Raw genomic sequence first — 26,469 nt, 5'->3', positions numbered from 1 at the left:
CCTGTTTCAAAATCATTAACTGATAATTAAAATTACGCAGTGCCAGCTGATATTCTTTATAGGCTGCTTCTGTCCCTTCTCCACTGGTAATCAGTGAAAAAAGATAAGGAGAAGCCGGATCGGTGTTCATATACCGCTTTATCAGCTTCATGGCTTCCGGCACCAGAGTTACGGTCAATAATCTACCGGTCTTTCTACGACGGTAAGTGATTGTGTTTCCATCCATATCGTGCTTTTTCAGATAGGCAAGGTCCACAAACGGAATTCCACGAAGTAAAAACATCAAAAAGAATAGCGCACGCGTACGCTGCAACTCTTTATTTTCCTGACACAATCGTTTCGGAAGTTCTTTCATCAAACGTTCCATATCTTCCTTATCGAGTGCACGTTTCCTGTCCGCGCGCGTTCCTGTATAAACATACCGGAAGTGATGGGGCACATAAGGCGCAATATGGCGGTCGACCGCCCGGTTATACACTGCCCGCAATGTACGCATGTAGGTAGAAACGGTATTCCAACTACAATTTCTTCCCCGCAAATACGATTCGAAACTTTTAAGAAACTCCTGAGTAACTTTCCTGAAAGGAAGTTTATCACTTCCATGGAATGAAATGACAGCACTCATGCTACTTCTGTAAATGTGGGCAGTCCCATAATTCCCACTTTCCCGCAGCCCATTGGCTACTTCTTTCATAAATGAAATTAAATTCCCCATTTTTCTACTAGTTAAGATAATACTAAAGACCATTTTTGAAGAAGTTAATTCCCTTTCCCGCAACTTCTCCAACGGTACCTTTACTTTCTATTCTCCAAATATTAATAAGACAAAGATAGAGATAAATTTGTTCGGTATCAGATCAGCTACATCAAAAGGTGCATTTACTAGCAAAGTACTGACACTTCGCATTCAGCCCTTTCAGCTTCATTCGCAAATGCCTTCATAGAAGGGGATAGCGGCTGAATGCAGAAAATAGCTGTATAATAGCACGGAGTAAAAGTAGTACATCTTTCATGCAAATGTTGTACATCTCCGACTCAAACGTAGTACTAGCACCAGGCAACTTAAGTACTTCTCACAAGTAAGTCTTGTACTTATCCGGAAGTACTCTTATAGGAGTTTCCAAGTTGTAATTCACCTGTTCATCAAACATTGGGTATTTCTGCAAAAAAAGAGACGAATAAAGAATGAAATACGGAGTATCTCAAACTAAAAACGCTGATTTTCTTTTTAAATCCGTACTTTTGCAGACAGGTTTGTTTCCTGCAAACTTACTGAAACGCATCTTTTAGAATCTGATTAATTAAATGAAGGTAGTATTATGGCAGAGCAGAATCACATTATCCTGATTAAAAACATGGTTTGCAACCGTTGTGTACTGGTTGTAACGGAAATGCTCAAAGGACTGCACCTCACTCCTCTCAATGTGGAACTGGGCAAGGCTGTCGTACAAGAGGAGCTAAAACCCGATGATTGGAAAAACATCAAAGAAGCGCTCGAAAAATACGGATTCGAATGGATTGACGATAAACGTATGCGCATCATCGAACAGATTCGGACTGCAATCATCGAATTGGTACATTACGAAGATAATGCCTCCAAACTTAAATTGTCCGAATACTTAAAAGAGAAATGCCACTACGACTATAGTTTTCTGAGCAAATTGTTTTCCGAAGTCAACGGAGTCAGCATAGAGAAGTACTATATTGCCCAGAAAGTGGAACGAATCAAAGAGTTGCTTATCTACGATGAACTCTCCATCAGTGAAATAGCCGACCTGCTGCAATACTCAAGCGTTGCACATCTAAGTACCCAATTTCGTAATATGACCGGTATGACACCCAGCCAGTTCAAGCAGCTCAAGGAACATAAACGGGAACCGTTGGATGAAATATAAGATATAAATCATATCCATAATTCTGTAACAACCCTCCGCATCTTACGCCTTACCTTTGCAAAGAATAAAAAAAGGGAAAGCGTATGAAAACTAAAAAAACATATCAGATCACAGGAATGAGCTGCGCGTCATGTGCAGCCAGAATAGATAAGGTACTAAATGCCCAGCCGGGCGTATGCGAAGCAACTATCAATTATGCAACAGCCAGCGCACAGGTGGTTTATGATTCTGACGAATGTTCGGATCAGTCATTGAAAACAGCGGTACAGAATGCCGGATACGATTTGCTGACAGATACAGGCAATGACACCAACGAAGAGGCGGAACAAGCACATGCGAAAAGGTACCAGTCACTGAAAACCCAAACAATCGGAGCGGTAGCATTGGCAGTGCCTGTTATGGTAATCAGCATGTGGTTTTCCGAGCTCACACTGATGAAATATATAGTGTGGATTCTATCTACAATCGTGGTTCTGGGCTTCGGACGCAGTTTCTACGTCCATGCGTGGAAACAATTAAAACATGGATCTTCAAACATGGATACACTGGTAGCCATCAGCACCGGAATAGCTTATCTGTTCAGTGTATTCAACCTGCTTTTTCCCGATTTCTGGTTATCGCGAGGCGTATCTCCGCATCTTTACTTTGAGGCGGCAAGTATGATTATCGCCTTCATCCTGCTAGGCAGATTACTGGAAGAACGGGCTAAACAAAACACATCGACCGCCATCAAAAAGCTGATAGGGCTACAGCCTAAAACCGTCACTATCATCACCGAATCGGGCGAACGGACTGTTCCGATTGAGAAAGCCCGTATCGGCGATATCATTGCCGTCAAACCGGGAGAACGCATAGCAGTAGACGGAACAGTGACAATCGGCGAATCGTACGTAGATGAAAGTATGCTGAGCGGTGAACCGGTAGCGGTACACAAGCAGACCGGCGAAAAGGTATATGCAGGTACTATCAATCAGAAAGGAGCTTTTCGTTTCAGGACGGATAAGACAGGATCGGACACGATGCTGGCACAGATTATCCGCATGGTACAGGATGCGCAGGGAAGTAAAGCGCCGGTCCAGAAGCTGGTAGATAAAATCGCAGGAATCTTTGTACCTGTCATTATAGGAATAGCGGTTCTGTCGTTTATCATCTGGATATTGTTTGCACCTACGGAAGGCTTCACACACGGACTGCTGGCAATGGTTACCGTACTCATAATTGCCTGTCCCTGCGCATTGGGACTGGCCACTCCGACGGCACTGATTGTAGGAATAGGCAAGGGAGCGGAACAGGGAATCCTGATAAAAGACGCCACCAGCCTGGAAGTCGCACGGAAGATAGATGCAGTGGTGCTCGATAAAACCGGGACCATCACCGAAGGTCATCCCATTGTTGTAAACAGCTTATGGAGCAAAGGAACGGAAGAGACCGGAAATATATTATATAGTCTGGAACGTTTGTCCGAACATCCGCTTGCGGAAGCTGTTGTAAATGAATGGAAGAATGAGACAGCCATCCCCGTCACAGGTTTTGAGAATATCCCGGGAAAAGGTATAAAAGGAACGGTCGATAATGAAACCTATTATGTGGGAAACTCTGATTTACTGATTGCCAACGGAGTTTATCCGGATGAAGAATTACAGCAACAGGCAGACATCTGGCATAAAGAGGCAAAAACGGTTATCTGGTTTGGTCATTCTACGAAAGCAATAGCGGTGATCGCTATAACAGATCAGATGAAATCGACTTCAAAAGAAGCCATCCGCAGATTACGGAAAATGGGAATTACAGTCTACATGCTGACAGGAGACAATGAAGACACCGCCAGAGAAATAGCGCAGAAGGCAGCTATCGGACATTATAAGTCAAGTGTACTTCCACAGGACAAGGCTCTCTTTATAAAGCAATTGCAACAGGAGGGCAAGAAGGTGGCGATGGTAGGCGATGGTATTAATGACAGCGCAGCTCTGGCACAGGCAGACCTGAGTATCGCCATGGGAAAAGGAAGTGACATAGCAATGGATACCGCAATGATTACTATCCTGTCGTCCGATCTGATGAAAATCCCGGAAACGATTCGCTTATCCCAGCTCACGGTGAGAACCATTCATCAGAACCTATTCTGGGCATTTATATATAATCTGATTGGAGTGCCCATTGCGGCAGGTATCCTCTACCCGCTTAACGGATTCCTTCTGAATCCGATGATTGGAGGTGCTGCCATGGCATTCAGCAGCGTAAGTGTGGTGGCCAACAGCCTGCGTCTGAAAGGGAAGAAAATCCAGAGAAAGACAGAGGTGCCACCAGCAGAAAAAGAAGTGGTACCCATCAATGAAGTTGAACCAATAAATAAAGAAAACATGAAGAAGAATTTTAAAGTAGAAGGAATGATGTGCAACAACTGTCGCACACATGTCGAAAAAGCACTTAACAGCATCGATGGAGTAAAAGCCGTCGTAACACTGAACCCTCCGGTAGCTACTGTTGAGTTCGATAAAGACGAAATGCCGCTTGAAGAGTTGCAACAAGTCGTATCAGATAAAGCCGGAGATTATCAGTTACATGAATAACCGGATGATCATAAAAAGGCGTGCGCTGTTAATAACAGGCACGCCTTTTCTCTAATACACAAACATTGAATTTATCAGTATTCAGGTGCCCGTCAATATAACGAATACCATCCACTTAAAAAAGTCCTCGTAAAAGCGCATACATGCCTCTTTACATTCTACCGCCGCCCAAAGCCTGATACAAAGTAATCACACCCTGGATTTCGGTGAAGCGATTCGCTACTTTAGAAAGTTTTGCATTCAACAGCGTCTGTTGGGCTGTCAACACTTCCAGATAAGTGGTGTCTCCATGTTTCATCAGAAGGCTGGTACTCTTGGCTGCCGTCTGCAAAGAAGTAACCTGCTTGTCGTAGAAAGCGGCCTTGTCCCGCGCTGTCTGATATTGCACCAGTGCTTCGTTGACTTCCACTCCCGCATTCAGCAGTGTCTGTTCGAAGCTGAGGCGGGCTTCTTCCTGTTGTGCTTTCGCTATTTTCAGCTGGGCAATGTTAGCCCCTTTATTAAATAAAGGTTGTGTCAGAGAAGCCACGGCAGAAGCGAGAAACTTACCCGGATTGATAATCATGCTTCCGGCGCTGTTAGTCCATCCGGCACTGCCACTCAACGTGATAGAAGGATAGAAAGCGGCACGGGCAGCATTCGTTGTATAGAAAGCCTGTGCTAGTGAGAACTCCGCACTACGCACATCCGGACGATTGGAAAGCATCTGCAGAGGAATACCTACGGAGAAGTCTTCCGGCAACTGCTGGTTTTCCAGTTTTCCACGCTGTATGCCGTGAGGTGTTTCCGCCAACAGCAAAGCCATTGAGTTTTCCGCCTGGTTGATTTGTTCTTTCAAATCGAGCACCGTCGTACAGATATTATAATAGGTAGCCTCTGTCTGTGCCAGTCCTGCCTCGTTCATCATACCGGCATTCTTCATGGCACGGGCCACTCTCACGCTCTCTTTCCAGGCCGATTCGGTAGCAGCTGCAATCTCGTATTGAGAATCAAGCATCAGCAAAGTATAATAAGTATTTGCCACGGAAGATACCAGTTGTGTCTTCACTGCCTGTTCATACTCCTTGCTCTGTTCGTAAGCGGCTTTTGCACGGCGTTTGGCTGTAGTCACTTTTCCAAAGATATCCAGTTCCCACGAAGCAGTCACCGGCAACGAATAAGTCTGCGTAGCCTTTCCACGGTCGAAGCTGCTCACAGCCCCTTCCGGAGCCAGAAACAACGAAGGCAGATAAGATAACTTGGATGTCATCAGCGATGCCTCCGCTTCCTTCACACGCAGATGAGCAGTCTGCATATCGGTGTTGCGTACCAAAGCCGAATCAATGAGATTCTGTAAATATGGATCGGTAAACACCTCTTTCCACGAGAGGTTTCCGAAGTTTGTCGTATCGGTGGCAGCGACTGTCTCGCTGCCGTAGAGTCCCTCGGGAACTTCCGATACCGGTTTGTATTTATTGTATATACCGCAACTGCTTAGTACCAGCGTTGCTGCGGATAAGATGATTATTTTCTTCATTGTCAATTATTCCTTTCCTGCTTTAGACTTCTCTTCTTCACTTACTTTGATTTCTGTCTCAATCTGCCAGTCTTCCGTAGGGGCACTCTGCATAGGGCGCAAACGTTCCTGCAACCACTGGAAGGCGATAAACAAGGTAGGCACGATGAATAGCAATGCCAATGTACCGATAGTCATACCACCGACTACACCTGTACCCAACGAACGGTTACCGTTTGCTCCTACCCCACTGGACATCATCAGAGGGAACAGACCGAAAATCATCGTCAACGCTGTCATCAGAATCGGACGGAGACGGGCTTTAGCCGCACTGACAGCAGAAGCAATCAGTCCCATACCTGCCTTACGGCGTTCCGCCGCATATTCCGTCAGCAGGATAGCTGTCTTAGCCAGCAGACCGATCAGCATAATCAAACCTGTCTGCAAGTAAATGTTATTCTCCAGTCCGAACATCCATGCGAAGAGAAAGCTTCCCATCAATCCGCAAGGTACGCTCAGAAGAACAGCGAACGGAATAATAAAGCTCTCATACAACGCACTCAGGATGAGGTAGATCATCAGGAAGCAAATTCCGAAGATGATCACCGTCGTACCACTCTGCTGGTTCTCTTCACGGGTGATGCCTCCATAATCATAGCCATACCCCTTCGGAAGAGCCTGTACCGCCGTTTCCTGTACGGCTTTGATAGCATCACCGGTACTGTATCCGTCTGCCGGCATCGCATTCACCGCAATAGAGTTGTACATATTGAAGCGGCTCAGCGACTCTGCACCGTAACTGCGTGTCAACGTTACAAACTGGCTCAGCGGTGCCATCTCACCATTCGACATACGTACAAAAGCATTATCCAGTGAAGATTCATCCAGACGGAATTGAGGGTCAGCCTGAATCATCACTCTATATACTTTAGAAAAACGATTGAAGTTGGACACATACTGACCACCATAATAGCCCGACAATGTGCTCAGCACAGCATCCGGTGTAATACCTGCCCGTTTACACTTGGCAGCATCCACCTCTACCGTCCATTGCGGATAGCGTACGTCGAACGTAGAATATGCCATCGCAATCTCCGGACGCTGGTTCAATGCACCCAGATATTGCTGGGTAGTGGTAAAGAACTCGTTGATATCACCGCCCATCTTATCCTGCATGTGAAGTTCCAGCGCATTACCCATACCATAACCCGGAATCATACCCGGAGAAATAGCGAAGACACTGGCATCCTTGATATCCGCCGTACGACCATATACCTGGCCGATGACTGCCTGCACGTTATCCTCATCATTCGGACGCTCGTCCCACGGTTTCAGTTTCAGAATCAACATACCAAACGAGCTTCCCTGCCCTGCCAACAATCCGTAACCGGCCACTTTCTGCACGTGTGCTATCTGCGGAATATCCATCAGGCGCTTTTCGATGCGTTCCATCACCTCATCGGTCGTGGTCAGCGAGCTACCTGCCGCTGTACTTACATTGACGAATACCACACCCTGGTCTTCGTCCGGCACCAGACTCGTCTTTGTCGTATTCATCAGGAATACAAGCAACACTACGGAGCAAGCCAGCAACGACCATGCCAACCATCTGCGTTTGATAAAGATCAACACGACATTCTTATATTTCTCTACCATGATATCGAAAGCCGAGTTGAAAGCCTTACGGAAACGTGCCGCAAAATTATTCTTCTGCGTACCGTCTTCGTTAATATAAGGCCTCAGCAGCAATGCGCACAATGCCGGACTCAGCGTCAACGCATTGACAGCGGAAATACCAACGGCAACCGCCATCGTCAGACCAAACTGGGTATAGAACGTACCGGAAGTACCTCCCATAAAAGATACCGGAATAAATACCGCCATAAACACCAGTGAAGAGGTGATAACAGCATTACTGATACCTTTCATGGCATCGATACTTGCCATGTAGGACGACCTGTACCCTACGTCGAACCGTGCCTGCACCGCCTCGACGACAATAATCGCATCATCCACCACCGTACCGATCACCAGCACAAGCGCGAACAGCGTAAGCAGATTGATACTGAAACCTACCATAGCCATGAAAGCAAACGTACCAATCAGCGAAACAATCACTCCCACCAGAGGAATCAAGGTAGAACGGAAGTCCTGCAAGAAGACATATACCACAAGAATAACTAGAATGATAGCCTCGATCAAGGTCTTCACCACCTCATGAATAGAAGCGAAAAGGAAGTCATTCGAACTCATGATCTGTGTCAGTTCCACTCCCTTCGGAAGGTCTTTGCGGGCTTCTTCGAGCAGTTTGTCAATATTCTGATTGACTTCGGTCGCATTGGAACCTGCCGTCTGGAATATCATACACGAAACACCCGGATGACCGTCGAGACCACCATGATAGGCATAACTATCCTGTCCCAGTTGTATATCGGCAATGTCTTTCAGCTTCAATACTTCGCCGTTGTCCGTAGAACGGATGACAATATCTCCAAACTCTTCCGGAGTGATCAGACGTCCTTTATATTTCATCGTATATTGATAGGTTTCGTTTGAGTTCTCACCAAACGAACCGGTAGCCGATTCGATATTCTGTTCGGCAAGTACGGTGGTGATATCAGACGGAATCAGTTTATACTGTGCCATCACGTCCGGTTTCATCCACACACGCATACTGTACTCACCTCCCATCACCATCAGGTCGCCTACACCCGAGACACGAAGAATCTCCGGTTTCAGGTTGATACTGATATAGTTGGAAAGGAAGTTTTCATCGTAACTGTCGTCCGGGCTGAACAGAGAGAACATCTGCAAGATACTCGTCTGACGCTTGGAAGTCGTTACACCGACCTGCGTCACTTCCGCCGGAAGCTGTCCTGTGGCTCTCGATACACGGTTCTGCACGTTGACAGCCGCCATATCCGGGTCTGTCCCCTGCTTAAAGTAAACGGTAATACTTACCGTACCGGAATTCGTTGCTGTAGAAGTCATATAGGTCATGTCTTCCACCCCATTGATGGCTTCTTCCAAAGGTGCAATAACACTCTTCTGTAACGTTTCCGCACTTGCACCATAATAGGTGGTACTCACCATAATGGTAGGCGGAGCTATATCGGGATATTGTTCAACGGGCAGACTGAACAACCCGATGATGCCCACAACGACAATCGTTATAGAAATGACTGCCGATAATACCGGACGTTCAATAAAGGTTCTTAAATTCATGGATAATTCCTCCTTTGTTTAATTTTCAGTAGTTGTCGTAGCGGCCTGAGCTGTCTTTGCCTTGATTGGCGTACCCTCGCGAAGCAATCCTACACCTTCCGTTACAATCACATCTCCCGAAACCAGTCCTTCATCTACAATAAATTCCCGACCGCCATTGACGCGGGTCACCTGCACCTGATTGGATTGTGCCTTGCCATCTACTACTTTGTATACATATCTCTTGTCCTGGATTTCGAACGTAGCTCCTTGCGGTATCACGATAGCTCCGGTTTTCTGCACGGGAAATATGACATTACCGGCACCACCGCTATGCAGCAATCCCTCTTTATTGGGGAATACGGCACGCAGGCTGACAGTACCCGTCGAACGGTCGATGACGCCACTGATAGACTCGATCTGGCCCTGCTGCGGATAATCGGACTTATCATTCAGCTGCAAACTGATAGTCGGCATATTCTTCAATGCTTCTTCTTTAGAACCATACTGGCGGATCAATCCCAGCAGTTGGTTTTCCGTCATCGAGAAGTAAACGTACATATCCGAATTGTCGGAAACGGTGGTCAAAGGTTCGGCGATATTGGAACTAACCAATGCGCCTACCCGATAAGGCAATGTACCTATCACACCGTCCGCCGGACTTTTCACTACCGTATAAGACAGATTATTACGGGCACTCACTTCTTGTGCTTTCGCCTGCGCCAGTTGCGCTTTGGCAGCCAGCAGAGAGTTTTTTGCCGTACTCAGATCGAATGAGGAAACTACATTCTCCTTATACAGTTCCTCTTTGCTTTCATAAGTCAGTTGTGCCGTAGCCAGAGAAGCCTTAGCGGACTCTACGTTTGCCACTGCCGTCTGCAATGCAGCTTCATACGGCACCTGGTCAATTATAAACAACGTTTGTCCGTTTTTTACGCGCTGACCTTCCGTCACGCACACTTTCGTCAGCGTACCTCCTACCTGCGGATAAATATCAATATCCTGACGTCCACGGATAGCCGCCGAATAAGCGCTCGAAATCATCCGGTCTGCCGGAGCAACAGTCATCACTTCATATTCTGTTTCCATTTGTGTGGGTGATGCCTGCTTACAACCTGTAGCGGCAACCAGACAGCAGAGCAACAATAGCCCTTGCTTGACATTACATACCTTTTTACTCATTTTATTATTACCTATTAAGATTTTTGATCGCGGCAAAGGTAGACTGTTTCCACCATAGAAAACTGGTCTTAGTGTTTCCAGTTTTGTTCATTTTCAGAACAACATGAGCGATATTTAGTGAAAAAGTCCTATTTTTACCGACAAAAAGAGAAGAAGATATGAAACAGAGAGACTCTATCCTTGCTATCATGCGCGAACCGTTCGCTGCCGGACTTGATGAAAATTTATCTCCAATCATGCACCATCTATGGAAGCTGGAAGGAGGAGCCATTTATTTTTGCCATAACGGCTGGGCTCATGTCACGATTGATCTGAAAGATTATGAAATAGTACCCAATACCCAGCTGGTACTCCTGCCCGGAACCATTATCCGTATCAATGGCAGTAGCAGTGACTTCACCGCTTCTTTCTTCGGATTTCCTAAAGAAATGTTCCGGGAAGCCTGCCTCCGCTTCGAGCCTATCTTCTTCCGGTTTATAAAAGAGCATCCCTGCTACGTGCTCCCCGAAGAAAATACCGGAGCTATCCGTGGATTGATACGCGCAACGACTGCTATCTACAACGACCGCGAAAATCGTTTCAGAAACCAAATCGCGAAAAATCATCTTCAATCTTTCATGCTCGATATTTACGACAAATATTATCGCTACTTCGATAAACACGAAATAGAAGGAGGAAGCCGCCAAGATGAAATATTCAAGAACTTCGTCGCATTAGTGCACGAAAACTGTATTTCGCAACGGGAAGTTACGTTCTATGCCAATAAACTCTGTATCTCCACCAAGTATCTGACAGGCATCTGCCGTAGCGTGACGGGAGATTCGGCGAAGAAGATCATTGATGATTTTGCTATTCTGGAGATAAAGGTATTGCTCCAGTCAACCGATCTGACCATGCAGGATATAGCCGACCAGCTCGGTTTTCCGGACCAGTCGTATCTGGGAAGATACTTCAAGCGGCATGAGGGAATATCACCCAGAGAATATCAAAATAAATATGCCATGTAGGATGGATTAAGTACGGCATACCGCAACCTTCAACGCTGTTCGTTTCACTGCCCACAATGCACACAGCAGTGAACAAACAGCACAAACCACAAAAGTTACTCCGGTAGACAGGAGGATATCTCCCAGTCCGACCAATGGAGAAACGATGCCTCCGGATGCGAAACAGAGTGCACCCAGCAAAGCGGAAGCAGCTCCTGCATATCTGCGTTCGCAATCCATCGCCAGAGTGGTAGAGGCTGTGAAAGTCAGTCCCATCATAAAGAGCAATGCAAACATAAGCAGTTCGTACGTCCAAAAGCCACAGCCGCTATAGAGTGCCGCCATCTGAAGGATCGCAAACACCAGCATACCAATGCATCCGGTCAGTGTTCCATTCTCGGTCCGGCGGAATTTCACTGATATGGCGGCAGCCACTCCGATAGCCACAGCATTCACGGCAAAGCAGATGCTGAAGGCAAAAGGAGAAAACCCGTAATGTTGCTGGATGATAAAAGGAGAAGAGGCGATATAGGCAAACAGGATGCCCTGCGCAAAAGCCAGCTGAAGTACATAGAGCATATAACGACGGTTATGAACAATGATGCCGAAACTCCGGAAAGTAGCAAAGACACCCGTCTTGGAACGTTTCTCAGTGGGCAAGGACTCCTTAAAGCGGATACATCCGATACCCAGCAAAATCCCGATGAACAGCAGAATCATAAAAATACCCTGCCAGCCTACGCTTCCTGTCAACAATCCTCCGATGACCGGAGCAGCCACAGGAGCCACTCCATTGATCGCTCCGATCACAGCCAGCATTTTAGCCAGTTCCTTTCCCGAAAACTTATCGGTGGCTACCGAACGGGAAATCACAATTCCCCCCGCCCCTGCTACACCTTGTATCAGCCGTAAAGTGACAAACGAATAAATATCCGGTGCAAAAAGACAAAGCAGCGTGGACACAATAAACAGCACCATCGAAACTAATAATAACGGGCGCCTGCCATATTTATCACTCAGCGGACCAAAAAAGATTTGTCCCAGTGCCAGCCCGATCATACTGGTTGTCAGTCCCATCTGAACCATCGGCAAACTGGCAGAAAAATAGTCTGCCATGGCCGGCAGACTAGGTAAATACATATCCGTCACAAAAGGACCGAATGCCGATAACATGCCCAACAGTGTCAGCAAAAACACTTTTGAGTTCTCTTTATTTATTGCAGTCATAATCTATTGTTTTTTATTCCGGGGGCAAAGGTAGATGATTCCCGGTATCTTTCTACAAACATAATGCGAACAAAACCGGACCTTTTCAGAACACTTTTATGTTTTTCGTCCGTCTCTTCCCCCAATCATATCTTTCCGCACAATCGTTAAAAAACATTATATTTACATATATACAGCGTTACAACTTACCTGATATTTTTCATAATTTTGCAAAACGAAAAACAGAAAACAGGTATCAAGATGAAACTAAGATATTATCAAATAGCCATTCGTTATAAGAATAAAATGCATGATTTCCACGGTTGGGGTGTATCTGCACAGATTTGATAATTCTCATAAAACTACTCGCCACGACGCGAAACGATAATTCCTTCTCAGGGAGTCACGTGATATAGGAGCGTATATTTACCATTATCAACTAAATTTCTTTTTCACTTTATGAGCAAAAAAAGATGGCTCATAGTGCCGCTATGCGCAGCACTGTGCAGCCAGGGAGTGTTTGCCCAAACGTCTGGCAGGAAAGTTTTGGGCACTAATGAAATGTTCCGTCTGGCAGACGAGAACAGTCAGAGTATTCAAACGTATAAAACGGGAAAAGAAACGGCGGATGAAGCATTGAAAGCCGCCAAGTCCCAACGACTGCCGGACATCGGAGCTTCGCTCTCGTTCAGCTATCTGGGCGACGGATATCTGTGGGACCGTGACTTTAAAAACGGACAGAACATTCCCATGCCTCACTTCGGCAACAACTTTGCCTTGGAAGCCCAACAGGTCATTTACGCGGGCGGAGCTATCAACAGCAGCATCACTCTGGCGGAACTCGGACAACAGATGGCTACATTGGACTGGCAGAAAAATCGTCAGGAGATACGTTTTCTTCTGACCGGTTACTATCTGGATTTATACAAGCTGAACAATCAGATTCAAGTATTACAGAAAAACCTTGATCTGACGGAGCAAGTGATTCACAACATGGAAGCCAGACGTACGCAAGGAACGGCTCTAAAAAATGATATCACCCGCTATGAACTCCAGAAAGAAACGCTGAAGCTACAACTCGCCAAAGTGCAGGATGCCTGCAAGATTATAAACCACCAATTGGTGACTACCCTCCACCTGCCAGCCGGCACAGAAATAGTCCCCGACTCTACATTGCTGGACGAAGAAGTCAAGGCACTGGCGGAAAATGACTGGCAACTGCTGGCTACCCAAAGCAATGTAGGTTTGCAACAGGCACAACTGGCCATTCAGATGAACAAGCAGAAAGTGAAGCTGGAACGCTCGGAGCTTCTTCCTAAAATAGCGCTCGTAGCCGGAGAACATCTGGACGGACCCATTACTATCGAAGTTCCCGTACTGGACAATAACTTCAACTACTGGTATGTGGGAGTCGGGATAAAATACAACCTTTCTTCGTTGTTCAAAAACAATAAAAAGGTGCGTCAGGCAAAACTGAATATGCGAAAAGCACAGGAAGAGTATTCATTGGCACAAGAGCAGATAGAAAACAGCGTGCAGGCTAATTACGTCAATTTCCTGACCTCATTCACCGACCTCCGCACTCAGGAAAAAAGTGTGGAACTGGCCAATCAGAACTACAACGTGACCAGCAACCGCTACAAAAATGACCTGGCCCTGCTCACCGATATGCTCGATGCAAGCAACATGAAGTTGAGTGCCGACCTGGGACTGGTCAACGCGCGTATCAACGTAGTCTACAGTTACTACAAGATGAAATACATTACTCATACACTTTAAAGAAACATCTCGTCAGAGAATAATTCAGTCAAATTCAACCCCTTAAAAACAGACTCATCATGATTGCAAGAAAAGCTCAAAAGCTGATATACAATATTCTTATTCTTTGCTTCCTCACCGGAGGTATCATTTATGTTTGTTCCCGATTCATCCATCTGGGAAATATCGAATATACCGACAATGCACAGGTGAAACAACACATCACCCCGATCAACACCCGTGTACCGGGATTCATCAAGAAGATATGTTTCGCAGAGTATCAGCAGGTACGCAAAGGCGATACGCTCGTCATCATCGAAGATACCGAATTCCGCCTCCGGGTGGCTCAGGCGGAAGCAGACCTTGCCAATGCAACCGCAGGACGGCAAGCCACCACCATAGGAATCGCCACCACCCAGAACAATCTGAGTGTGAACGACGCAAGTATCGAAGAGGTACGCGTACAAATGGAGAACGCCAGACGAGAACTGAACCGTTTCGAGAAGTTGCTACAAGAAGATGCAGTGACCAAACAACAATATGACAACGTACACACCGCTTACGAAGCCGCCAAAGCACGCTACGAGCAAGTATCCCGTGCCAAGCAGTCAACGTCTCTGGTCAAGAGCGAGCAGACTCATCGACTGGGACAGAATGAAGCAGGTGTCCGTGTGGCGGAAGCGGCATTAGAACTTGCCCGCCTGAATCTTTCGTATACCGTAATCACCGCTCCATGTGACGGTACCACCGGAAAGAAAGCGATTCTGGAAGGACAACTGGTTCAGCCCGGACAAACAATGGTCGACATTGTAGACAGCCGCGACCTGTGGGTGATAGCCAACTACCGCGAAACACAACTCTCCAACATCAGAGAAGGTGCCGAAGTGGAGATGACGGCAGATGCAGTGCCCGACGTCACTTTTCGGGGGAGTGTAGAATCTATTTCCGACGCGACAGGGGCAGCCTTCTCTATGATACCGCAAGACAATGCTACCGGCAACTTTGTCAAAGTGGAACAGCGTATTCCGGTCCGTATCAGTCTGAAAGGAAACAAACCGGAAGACTTGAAACGCTTGCGTGCCGGTTTTAACATAGAATGTGAGGTAAAATATTAACGTATGGGAGCACCTGTTTTAAATGGTCCTTTCGTGATGCCGATGTTCCGCAGCTTTGTGCCGCGGAAGATGCAACCGTGGATCTATCTCTTCATCGCCGTCACCTTCCAGCTTTCGGGAGGAGTATATTTGGGGGCATTGAACCATATGATCGGCGGCATGGCAGTGATGCGCGAGGATATCCTGATGTGTATGTACGCCAATCTGGCAGGAATGGCAATCTACTTCCCTCTGTTGTTCCGTATGAAGTTCCGTTTTACCAACAAGACACTGCTTACGTCCGCTGCACTGGGAGTGCTACTCTGCAACCTGATAGCGCCGCACATCACTTTCCTTCCGCTGTTGTGGCTGATATGCTTCATCGAAGGAATGTGCAAGATTCAGGGAACTTTCGAATGTATGTCCAACATTCAGTTATGGATGACGCCCAAGCGTGATTTCACAGTTTTCTTTCCGTGGCTTCATATCGTCATTCTCGGCAGTATCCAGTTGTCCGACCTGATCACGACCTATCTAATGTTTCATTATCACTGGACTTACATGAACCTGTTCATCGCAGGACTGATGCTGATCGTTCTACTGATACAAACCACTTGTATCAAGCATTTCCGGTTCATGCGCAAGTTTCCGCTGTTCGGCATCGACTGGCTGGGCGGAGCACTTTGGGCCGCCTTACTTGCCGAAATCGCTTTTCTCTTTAATTACGGCGACTGGTACGACTGGTGGAACAGTCCGGTGATCCGTCAACTGACGATAGCTATCCTGATCACTCTGGGATTCTGCATCTGGCGGATGATGACCATCCGCCATCCCTTTCTCGAACCTAAAATGTGGACTTATCGCCATTACTGGCCTTTGCTGGGACTGGTCACGCTGGTGGAAGCGTTTCTGGCAACCGAGCATGTGCTGGAAGAGGTCTTCTACGAAGAAGTAATGAAGTATGAAGAACTGGTAAGCGTACAGCTAAATTGGTTCGCCATCATCGGGATCGTAGCCGGTTGCGTATTCTCCTATTGGTGGATGCATATCAAACGGTATAACTATGTACGTCTCGTCATCGTCGGATTCATCGGACTGACCGGTTATCTGGTAGGATTTTATCTGACGCTTTCCACCGACATACATATTTCACAACTCTACCTGCCGACCATCTGCCGTGGCTTCGCTTATGCCGTATTGAGCGCCACCTTTATGGTGTGCCTGGAAGAGATCATGACTTTCCAGCATTTCTTTCAGGGGTTAGGTGTGTTCAACATGCTCCACATGGTAATCGGAGGCGTACTGGGCGGCGCAGTCTATGCACAAGGACTGGCTTACTACGTCCCGGATAATCTGGCACGTTACGGATCGGCAATCGATCACGTGTCGTTCAGCAGCAATCCGTTCAATCTCGGTCATTACATGGAAGAATTTATCAGTCAGATGATGGAAGTCAGTATCAAACAGATTTATGGATGGGTGGCTTATGCCTGCATCTTCCTGTTTCTGCTGTTGCTACTTTATGATTTCCCGGTCCGCCGTTCGCTGAAGAGCATGCCGAGCTGGAAAGACGTGGCGCGTGAAGTGAAAAACACATTCTGGCGCACCACACATACACCGCCCGGAAAAAAGGAATAACTATTATTACCTTCTCAAAATAACGATCATATATATAAGGAGTACAGATGGGCGGATAGCATCTTGTACTCCTTTATATTATAGCAGAAAATAACCTGCGGCTTATAGCACTTCCCTCCCGCCATCCGCCGGAAAACAAACTATTTCCGTAACGTTTGTTTGTGCAGAATCAGTCATTTTGCTATAAAATTAATAGAATTTATCATCTAAAGACTACAATGTATAACTTTTATTCCTACATTTGCAGCCAAATGATAACTTATTAATAAAAATACCAATACCATGGCTAAAATAACCAAAGAAGCCGCTTTGCTCTACCATTCACAGGGCAAACCCGGTAAGATCGAGGTAGTTCCTACCAAACCTTACAGTACACAAACCGATTTATCACTTGCATACTCTCCCGGTGTGGCAGAGCCTTGCCTCGAAATAGAGAAAAACCCGCAAGACGCTTATAAATACACGGCAAAAGGCAATCTGGTAGCTGTCATTTCGAACGGTACAGCCGTACTCGGACTGGGTGATATAGGCGCACTGAGCGGCAAACCGGTGATGGAAGGCAAAGGACTGCTTTTCAAAATCTACGCAGGTATCGACGTATTCGACATCGAAGTGGACGAAAAAGACCCTGAGAAATTCATCGCTGCCGTAAAAGCAATCGCCCCTACTTTCGGTGGAATCAATCTGGAAGACATCAAGGCTCCCGAATGTTTTGAAATCGAACGCCGGCTGAAAGAAGAACTCGACATCCCTGTGATGCACGATGACCAGCACGGAACCGCTATCATCTCCAGTGCCGGACTGGTAAATGCCCTGCAAGTAGCCGGAAAGAAAATCGAAGATGTAAAAATCGTTGTTAACGGTGCCGGAGCATCTGCCGTATCTTGTACTAAATTATATGTATCGCTGGGGGCACGTCTCGAAAACATCGTCATGCTGGACAGCAAAGGCGTTATCAGCAAGACACGTACCGACCTCAACGAACAGAAGAGATATTTTGCCACAGACCGCACGGATATCCACACGCTGGAAGAAGCAATCAAAGGCGCAGACGTATTCCTCGGCCTGTCCAAAGGCAACGTACTGAGCCAGGATATGGTGCGCAGCATGGCTCCGATGCCGATCGTCTTCGCACTGGCAAACCCCGATCCGGAAATTACTTACGAAAAAGCAATGAACGCCCGCCCCGACGTACTGATGGCCACCGGACGTTCCGACTATCCCAACCAGATCAACAACGTGATCGGATTCCCGTACATCTTCCGTGGCGCACTCGACACGCACGCGAAAGCAATCAACGAAGAAATGAAAATCGCAGCAGTACACGCCATCGCCAACCTGGCCAAACAGCCTGTACCCGATGTAGTAAACGCAGCATATCATGTGAATAACCTCTCTTTCGGTCCGGAATACTTCATCCCGAAACCGGTAGACCCGCGCCTCATCACCGAAGTTTCCTGTGCCGTAGCGAGAGCAGCCATGGAAAGCGGAGTGGCACGCACGGAAATCAAAGACTGGGACGCTTACTGCGTACACTTGCGCGAACTGATGGGATACGAATCCAAACTGACCCGCCAGCTTTATGACACTGCCCGCCGCAGCCCGCAACGTGTCGTATTTGCCGAAGGTATCCACCCCAACATGCTGAAAGCTGCCGTCGAAGCGAAAGCCGAAGGCATCTGCCACCCTATCTTGTTAGGAAACGACGAAGCAATCGGTAAACTTGCCGAAGAACTCGACCTGAGTCTGGAAGGCATCGAAATCGTCAACCTCCGTCATCCGGACGAATCGGAACGCCGCGAACGCTACTCACGTATCCTTGCGGAAAAACGTGCCCGCGAAGGCTTTACTTACGAAGAAGCCAACGACAAGATGTTCGAACGCAACTACTTCGGTATGATGATGGTAGAAACCGGAGACGCAGACGCATTTATCACCGGACTTTATACAAGATACAGCAATACCATCAAAGTGGCCAAAGAAGTAATCGGCATCCAGCCCGGATTCAACCACTTCGGAACGATGCACATTCTTAACTCCAAGAAAGGTACTTACTTCTTGGCAGATACCTTAATCAATCGTCACCCGGATACGGAAACCCTGATCGACATCGCCAAGCTGGCTGACAAGACGGTACGTTTCTTCAACCATACACCGGTCATCTCGATGCTGTCGTACTCCAACTTCGGCGCCGATACTTCCGGCAGTCCTGTCAAAGTGCACGGAGCAGTAAGCTACATGCAGAAGGAATATCCCGAACTGGCCATCGACGGTGAAATGCAGGTGAACTTTGCCATGAACCGCGAACTCCGCGACGCCAAGTATCCGTTCACCCGCCTGAAAGGTAAAGACGTGAATACGCTGATCTTCCCGAACCTGAGCTCCGCCAATGCCGGATACAAACTGCTACAGGCCATGGACCCCGATACAGAATTTATCGGCCCTATCCAGATGGGACTGAACAAGCCTATTCATTTCACTGACTTTGAAAGCTCAGTCCGCGACATCGTGAACATCACAGCCGTAGCCGTGATTGACGCTATCGTTGACAAGAAGAAAAAGGAAAGCAAATGAGAAGACCGCTATCAAAATCACAAATAGTTTGCGTCAGCCTGCTTTGGCTGGCGCTTTGCTATTTAGTTCTGACAAAAGCCGAACGTATTGACGGTATGACGATAGTAATGCTTGTCATTTCGGCAGCATTAGTCTTTATTCCCGTCTATAAGTCGATAAAAAAGAATAAATAAATATCTTTTTTCCGAGTTTTAATGCAATAAAATATCAAATTTGATGTTTTATTGCATTTTTCTTTATAAAATGTTTGCTAGTTCAATTTTTATCTTTACTTTTGCAACCGCATAAAAGAAATAGATAATCGAAATTTAATCAACCAATAAAAGAAAAAAAGATTATGAATGCAGCAAAGGTATTAGACGATCTGAAAAGAAGGTTCCCCAATGAACCAGAGTATCATCAGGCAGTAGAGGAAGTACTTTCTACTATTGAAGAAGAATACAACAAACACCCGGAATTTGATAAAGTAAACTTAATCGAACGCCTGTGTATCCCTGATAGAGTATTTCAGTTCCGTGTAACTTGGATGGACGACAAAGGTAATATTCAGACCAACATGGGCTACCGTGTTCAGCACAACAACGCTATCGGCCCGTACAAAGGCGGTATCCGTTTCCACGCATCTGTAAACCTTTCAATCCTGAAATTCCTTGCCTTTGAGCAGACATTCAAAAACTCACTGACTACACTGCCGATGGGTGGTGGTAAAGGTGGTTCCGACTTCTCTCCACGTGGTAAGTCAAACGCTGAAGTAATGCGCTTCGTACAGGCATTCATGCTGGAACTGTGGCGTCACATCGGTCCCGAAACTGACGTACCTGCCGGTGACATCGGTGTTGGTGGCCGCGAAGTAGGATTCATGTTCGGTATGTACAAGAAGCTGGCTCACGAATTTACCGGAACATTCACTGGTAAAGGCCGTGAATTCGGTGGTTCACTGATTCGTCCGGAAGCTACCGGCTACGGTAACATCTACTTCCTGATGGAAATGCTGAAAACCAAAGGTACTGACCTGAAAGGTAAAGTATGTCTCGTTTCCGGTTCGGGTAACGTAGCTCAATATACCATCGAAAAAGTGATCGAACTGGGCGGTAAAGTAGTAACTTGCTCCGACTCTGACGGTTACATCTACGATCCGGACGGTATCGACCGCGAAAAACTGGATTACATCATGGAACTGAAGAATCTGTACCGTGGACGTATCCGTGAATACGCAGAGAAATACGGCTGCAAATATGTAGAAGGAGCTAAACCTTGGGGTGAAAAATGCGATATCGCACTGCCTTCTGCCACTCAGAACGAATTGAACGGCGACCACGCCCGTCAGTTGGTAGCAAACGGCTGTATGGCTGTATCTGAAGGTGCAAACATGCCTTCTACTCCGGAAGCTATCAAAGTATTCCAGGACGCTAAGATTCTGTACGCTCCGGGTAAAGCTGCTAACGCTGGTGGTGTATCTGTATCAGGTCTTGAAATGACTCAGAACTCTATCAAACTGAGCTGGAGCGCTGAAGAAGTAGACGAAAAGCTGAAGAGCATCATGAAGAATATCCACGAAGCCTGCGTTCAGTATGGTACTGAAGCCGACGGATATGTAAACTATGTGAAAGGTGCTAACGTAGCCGGATTCATGAAGGTGGCGAAAGCTATGATGGCTCAAGGTATCGTATAATCAGCAAAATATAAGAAAGCTATAGTCATTTTTTAAGATAAAGGCTCCCGCCTTCCGAAAGGAAGAGCGGGAGTTTTTTCATACCCCAATGCAGACAGTGGAAAAACAAGTAGAAGAGTGCAGGAAAGCATGTAGAAGAGTGCGGGAAAGCATATAGAAGAGCAGACGGCAGGAAGTACTTCATCTCTATGGATGATGTAGAAGAAAGAAGTGAATGAAGTACTCGGTCCGGGTGAAAGATGTACTTGAAAAAAAATATCGGAGACTTTAAAGATTATTCATAGTTATTTTCTATCTTTATATAGAAAATATCAGTTTGACAAGCAAGCAAAATCGATCTATCTTTGTTACATATTATAAACCCGGATAAAAGAATAAAGAGACTTCGGTTTATTTAAACTTTTCCTCCGACTAACATCTATTTTATGGAAGAAAAAAAACTAACTGCCGCGAATGGTCGTCCCATTGCCGACAATCAGAATTCGCAAACCGCAGGTCAACGCGGACCTGTCATGTTACAAGATCCATGGCTTATCGAAAAGCTTGCTCATTTTGATCGTGAAGTAATTCCGGAAAGACGTATGCATGCCAAAGGCTCGGGAGCTTTCGGAACATTTACCGTTACGCATGACATCACGAAGTACACCCGTGCAGCTATCTTTAGCGAAGTCGGAAAGCAAACAGAATGTTTCGTCCGTTTTTCTACCGTAGCCGGAGAGCGCGGAGCAGCAGATGCCGAACGCGATATCCGTGGTTTTGCAATGAAATTCTACACCGAAGAAGGTAACTGGGATTTAGTCGGTAACAATACCCCCGTGTTTTTCTTACGTGACCCCCTCAAATTCCCCGATTTGAATCATGCCATCAAACGCGACCCTAAAACAAACATGCGCAGTCCCAACAGCAACTGGGATTTCTGGACGCTTCTACCCGAAGCCTTACATCAGGTAACTATCACCATGAGTCCTCGCGGTATCCCTTATTCTTACCGCCACATGCACGGATTCGGAAGTCATACATACAGCTTTATCAATGCGGACAACCAACGTATCTGGGTAAAATTCCACCTGCGTACAATGCAGGGAATCAAAAATCTGACCGATCAGGAAGCGGAAGCTATCATTGCCAAAGACCGTGAATCTCATCAACGCGACCTTTTTGAAAGCATCGAAAAGGGAGACTATCCGAAATGGCTGTTCCAGATTCAGCTGATGACGGAAGAGGAAGCGGACAATTACCGCATCAATCCGTTCGACCTGACCAAAGTATGGCCACACAAAGACTTCCCGCTACAAGACGTGGGTATTCTGGAACTGAACCGTAATCCGGAAAACTATTTCGCAGATGTAGAGCAAGCCGCTTTCAACCCTATCAATACCGTAGATGGCATCGGATTCTCACCAGACAAGATGTTACAGGGACGTCTGTTCTCTTACGGTGACGCGCAGCGTTACCGCCTCGGAGTAAATTCGGAACAGATCCCGGTGAATAAACCCCGCTGTCCTTTCCACGCTTACCACCGCGACGGAGCGATGCGTGTAGACGGCAACTACGGCGCAGCCAAAGGCTACGAACCCAACAGCTACGGAGAATGGAAAGACTCTCCTCATATGAAAGAACCGCCTCTCAAAGTAACAGGCGAGATTTACAATTACAATGAACGCGAATATGATGATGACTATTATAGCCAGCCGGGTGACCTGTTCCGACTGATGCCGGCAGACGAACAGCAACTGTTGTTTGAAAACACAGCCCGTGCCATGGGTGATTCGGAACTATTCATCAAACAACGCCACACACGCAACTGCTACAAGGCAGATCCGGCATACGGTGCCGGAGTTGCCAAAGCATTAGGCATTAATCTGCAAGAAGCCTTGAAAGAATAAAAGAACAGTATATCGTTTGTAAAAGAAAGAGCATGTTTCCATGAGGATTCATGCTCTTTTTTTCGGAAAGACAGTAACCAGTTGAATATCAACAGAATAATTTCCATTTTTATTTCTTTTAAAGAATCAGTCAATCCCCGGCATCAGAACAACGCCGAGCTTCTTCTTACCATCCATCTTGACTACCATCGGCTTTTCAAAACGGACGTGACGCAGGAATTTCGTTTCTTCTACGGCAGGCTGTGCATTGAGGAAGTCCTGATTGTAAACTCCGTCATTCATAAAGGCATTGATTGTGAAATACCCCACCCCGAACGAAGTAAGATTCTGGAAGAAGTGAGTTCCCTGACTCGGGTCTACCCGATAATTGGTCAAACCGGCTTCCACTATCACGCGGGCTGCAGAGATATGCGGCCACTTCACCGGAATGCCCAGCCATGTGTCGCTACTGCCCCAGCGTCCCGGACCTACAAGCACGTAGTTCCTTCCTGCATTGAGAAATTGCAGGTTCATCTTCTCTATTTCCCAAGCGATAGCCTGGTTATTCGAAGCACTGTATCCGTCCGTCTTGACGTAGACAATATCGTAAATATCGTTCATGACACCATGCCCCAATGAATTGTTGGAGCGAAGAATCGTATCTTCATCCGGTATCAGCGTCAAATCTTCGTCCAGCATTTCTTTGCTGTCTACAATCGGACGAATCTGTAACAGGTAGAACGTTCCCGTCTTATCCTGTTCGCGGCTCAGAGTAGCGGCAAACTCAATCTCTACCGGACGCCTCATTTCCTGTTCACCGTACTTCAAAACCAGTTGCAGGATACGTGCCAACGGGAAGACATCGTGTTGCAGGATATTGGCAAACGTTATCACCTTGCGTCCACCGGGATACAAACCATCACGAATAACCTGGTCATACGGGTCGTAGGTAGAAGCGATGTAACGTAACGAGCCGTCATTTTCCGCTTCCTTCACGTGAAGTTTCAACAGATTAAAGCCGTCGTCGATAGAGAAATCATGCCCTGCATTTTTCAAGTCCAAAGCGTAGAAACGGGTCTGCGTTTCCTTCAGAGCGATTTCCATTTCACTGGTCTGCAGCACCTGATTCGGGTGATAAGGAGAGAAACGAAGTGTCATCCCCCCGTCTACAATATATTTTCCTAGTCCAAGAGCCAGATTCACTGTACCTTCTTCCGCTTTTTCATCTCCTAACGGATAATAATTGAGCGAACGTGCCACGCCCGACATCGATGGATAGTAACGGTCTCCATATTGATTCCCCACGACCTCCTGCAAGATGACTGCCATCTTTTCCTGGTCTATCACATTCGACGTAGCCTGCATATAGGCTTTACTGTCTCTGAAATAAACCGACGCATAAACCCCTTTGATCGCATCGGAAAGCATACGGAGCATTTCATACCGATCGTCCAGATAAGGAATCATATACGTATTGTAAATTCCGGCAAACGGTTGATAATGCGAATCTTCCAGCAAAGAAGAAGAACGAATGGCAATCGGTGATTTCACCACATCGAAGAAGGTGAAGAAGTCCTCTACCAGCCGGTCAGGCAATTTCGCTTTCAGGAAATATCTTAGGATCGTATCATCGTCGGCATCCGAAAGAGCAATCTGATAGAGATTGTTAGTCTCCATAAACTCGTCAAAAACGTCGGTACACAGTACCACCGTCTTAGGAATGGCTACTCTCGCATTTTCAAACTCCTCAAATTCGGGATACCGCTTCACCATGTTATCAATGAAAGCAAGACCACGCCCTTTTCCTCCCAGCGAACCATCACCGATACGGGCAAAGTTGGAGTAACGGTCGAAACGGTCACGTTTGAAGACGGCAACCACTCCTTGATTTTTCATCTTCCGGTATTTCACAATGGCCTCAAAGATAATCCGGCGGTGTGCATCTACATCTTGAAGACTGGTCCATGTGATCGGCTTCAGAAACTCGGCTACCGGGAACATAGCACGCGAATAGAGCCAGCGCGACACGTGATTCCGGCTGATATGATACAAGAAGGACTCGGCAGGCACGGCAAACAGGATATTCTGCAGCTCTTTCAGATTCCGCACCCGGGCGATCTCCTCTCCTGTCTCCGGATTGCGGAACACAAAGTCACCGAAACCGAAGTTATCGGAAACGATACGCCGCAGGTCAACGTCCATCTTTTTAGAGTTCTTGTCGATAAAGCTGGCACCGTATTTAGCGGCATACGAGGAGTTCTCCGATTCGGAAGACTGGATAATCAACGGCACGAACGGATCGTTCTTACGAATGGCGGCGCAAAGCTTGATACCTGCCAGACCGTCTTTCTCGCCCCGTTCCACTTTCGGGAAACGGACGTCGGTAATGACTCCTAATATATTATTCTGATATTTGCCATAGATTTCCATCGCCTCCTGATACGTACGGGCGAGAACGATTTTAGGACGTCCCCGCATACGAAGCGTGCGCTGATGCGCATTCAGGGCTTCGGTAGAAAACTCCTGACTCTGCTTCAACACGAATTTATAAAGGTTCGGAAGAATGGAAGAATAGAACCGGATGCCGTCTTCCACTAAAAGAATCATCTGCACACCCACTTCCTGCACATCGTGTTCGAGGTTCATCTTATCCTCCATCAGTTTGATAATAGAAACCAGCAGGTCCGTATTGCCCAGCCAGCAGAACACGTATTCAAATGCACTCAGATCTTCGTTGATAATCCGCTTTGTGATACCATGACTGAAAGGGGTCAGGATAACGATAGGAATATGTTCATATTTCTCTTTGATATGCCGCCCGATATCAAAACTGTCATTATCTCCCGTACTCGGCATACAGATCACCAGATCGAAAGACATATTTTCCAGTTGCGCCAATGCCTCCTCCTCCGTTGATACCTGCGAGAAACGGGGCGGATAACGAAGTGATAAAGAAGTATATTCATTGAATATCTTTTCGTCAATGCGTCCGTCATCTTCCAGCATGAAAGCATCATACGGGTTAGCAATCAGAAGAACATTGAAAATTCGCCGTGTCATCAGATTAGCGAATTGCGTATCTTTGAAGTAAAGCTGGTTTAATTTATATTTGCTGAGCATAGTTACTTTCCTTTTTTATTCCATCATGAAATTATTCACAGTACTATCTACTTGATATTTACTTTGCAAAGTTAATTTTTTAAATCTCATTTTCTACCATCTTCTTTATAAAGTTTATTGGTTTATCGCTTATTATTTTGTAGATTTGTAAGTCTCCATTTTACTTTAAAGCGACTTTATTCACGTGAATAAGTAACTTTAAAGTGGATA

16 protein-coding genes are annotated in these 26,469 nt (G+C 46.5%); 10 read left to right on the top strand and 6 right to left on the bottom strand.

Annotated elements, in window-relative coordinates; genetic code table 11:
* Positions 1-715: tyrosine-type recombinase/integrase (locus HMPREF2794_RS03510; RefSeq protein ID WP_070750924.1), on the bottom strand; the 715-nt coding region annotated here is incomplete at its 3' end.
* Between the two features lie 604 nt (positions 716-1,319).
* Between HMPREF2794_RS03510 and HMPREF2794_RS03505 the strand changes: the two genes are divergently transcribed.
* A complete protein-coding gene (locus HMPREF2794_RS03505) occupies positions 1,320-1,895 on the top strand; it encodes a helix-turn-helix domain-containing protein (protein ID WP_171033394.1) in 576 nt (191 codons plus the stop codon).
* An 83-nt stretch (positions 1,896-1,978) separates the two neighbouring features.
* Positions 1,979-4,465 carry a heavy metal translocating P-type ATPase gene (locus HMPREF2794_RS03500; RefSeq protein ID WP_070750918.1) on the top strand — a complete coding sequence of 829 codons (2,487 nt, stop codon included), beginning with the start codon at positions 1,979-1,981 and terminating at the stop codon, positions 4,463-4,465.
* Between the two features lie 151 nt (positions 4,466-4,616).
* Here the strand turns inward: HMPREF2794_RS03500 and HMPREF2794_RS03495 are convergent, their stop codons facing one another.
* From HMPREF2794_RS03495 to HMPREF2794_RS03485, 3 genes are read right to left on the bottom strand one after another with little or no spacing between them, the layout of a single operon-like run.
* Entirely contained in the window at positions 4,617-5,981 is a 1,365-nt protein-coding gene (locus HMPREF2794_RS03495) for a TolC family protein (protein ID WP_070750916.1), read from the bottom strand.
* Positions 5,982-5,987: 6 nt separating this feature from the next.
* Entirely contained in the window at positions 5,988-9,185 is a 3,198-nt protein-coding gene (locus HMPREF2794_RS03490; protein WP_010539139.1) for an efflux RND transporter permease subunit, read from the bottom strand.
* Between the two features lie 18 nt (positions 9,186-9,203).
* Complete coding sequence (locus HMPREF2794_RS03485; RefSeq protein ID WP_029425683.1) at positions 9,204-10,346, bottom strand: efflux RND transporter periplasmic adaptor subunit; 1,143 nt, start codon at positions 10,344-10,346, stop codon at positions 9,204-9,206.
* A gap of 158 nt (positions 10,347-10,504) precedes the next feature.
* Here HMPREF2794_RS03485 and HMPREF2794_RS03480 point away from each other — a divergent pair, with 158 nt between their 5' ends.
* Positions 10,505-11,353, top strand: a complete 849-nt coding sequence (locus HMPREF2794_RS03480) for a helix-turn-helix domain-containing protein (RefSeq protein WP_010539141.1) — start codon at positions 10,505-10,507, stop codon at positions 11,351-11,353.
* Positions 11,354-11,359: 6 nt separating this feature from the next.
* On the opposite strand, the gene HMPREF2794_RS03475 is transcribed toward HMPREF2794_RS03480, so the two are convergent.
* Positions 11,360-12,559, bottom strand: coding sequence for a multidrug effflux MFS transporter (locus tag HMPREF2794_RS03475; RefSeq protein ID WP_010539142.1), 1,200 nt, complete (start codon positions 12,557-12,559; stop codon positions 11,360-11,362).
* A 438-nt stretch (positions 12,560-12,997) separates the two neighbouring features.
* On the opposite strand from HMPREF2794_RS03475, the gene HMPREF2794_RS03470 reads away from it, so the two are divergent.
* From HMPREF2794_RS03470 to HMPREF2794_RS03445, 7 genes are all read left to right on the top strand, one after another.
* Entirely contained in the window at positions 12,998-14,317 is a 1,320-nt protein-coding gene (locus HMPREF2794_RS03470; RefSeq protein ID WP_070750914.1) for a TolC family protein, read from the top strand.
* Between the two features lie 59 nt (positions 14,318-14,376).
* On the top strand, positions 14,377-15,411 hold the full coding sequence (locus HMPREF2794_RS03465) for an HlyD family secretion protein (RefSeq protein ID WP_010539144.1): 1,035 nt from the start codon (positions 14,377-14,379) through the stop codon (positions 15,409-15,411).
* A 3-nt stretch (positions 15,412-15,414) separates the two neighbouring features.
* Positions 15,415-17,028 (top strand): hypothetical protein, encoded by a 1,614-nt coding sequence (locus tag HMPREF2794_RS03460; RefSeq protein ID WP_070750912.1) that lies wholly within the window; start codon positions 15,415-15,417, stop codon positions 17,026-17,028.
* Between the two features lie 282 nt (positions 17,029-17,310).
* Positions 17,311-19,602 carry an NADP-dependent malic enzyme gene (locus HMPREF2794_RS03455; protein WP_010539146.1) on the top strand — a complete coding sequence of 764 codons (2,292 nt, stop codon included), beginning with the start codon at positions 17,311-17,313 and terminating at the stop codon, positions 19,600-19,602.
* Positions 19,599-19,775, top strand: coding sequence for a hypothetical protein (locus HMPREF2794_RS28395; protein WP_010539147.1), 177 nt, complete (start codon positions 19,599-19,601; stop codon positions 19,773-19,775). The genes HMPREF2794_RS03455 and HMPREF2794_RS28395 overlap by 4 nt, the downstream gene beginning before the upstream one ends.
* A gap of 164 nt (positions 19,776-19,939) precedes the next feature.
* Positions 19,940-21,274, top strand: a complete 1,335-nt coding sequence (locus HMPREF2794_RS03450; protein WP_010539148.1) for an NADP-specific glutamate dehydrogenase — start codon at positions 19,940-19,942, stop codon at positions 21,272-21,274.
* 425 nt (positions 21,275-21,699) lie between these two features.
* Positions 21,700-23,160, top strand: a complete 1,461-nt coding sequence (locus tag HMPREF2794_RS03445; protein ID WP_010539149.1) for a catalase — start codon at positions 21,700-21,702, stop codon at positions 23,158-23,160.
* Positions 23,161-23,286: 126 nt separating this feature from the next.
* Here HMPREF2794_RS03445 and HMPREF2794_RS03440 read toward each other — a convergent pair whose 3' ends face one another.
* Complete coding sequence (locus HMPREF2794_RS03440; protein ID WP_022302462.1) at positions 23,287-26,259, bottom strand: PEP/pyruvate-binding domain-containing protein; 2,973 nt, start codon at positions 26,257-26,259, stop codon at positions 23,287-23,289.
* Positions 26,260-26,469: the final 210 nt, after the last annotated feature.

Source organism: Bacteroides sp. HMSC067B03 (genome assembly GCF_001811315.1).
GTDB lineage: Bacteria > Bacteroidota > Bacteroidia > Bacteroidales > Bacteroidaceae > Bacteroides > Bacteroides faecis.
The sequence above is the reverse complement of the archived record's forward strand: the minus strand, read 5'-3'. Positions and strand labels throughout refer to the sequence as shown.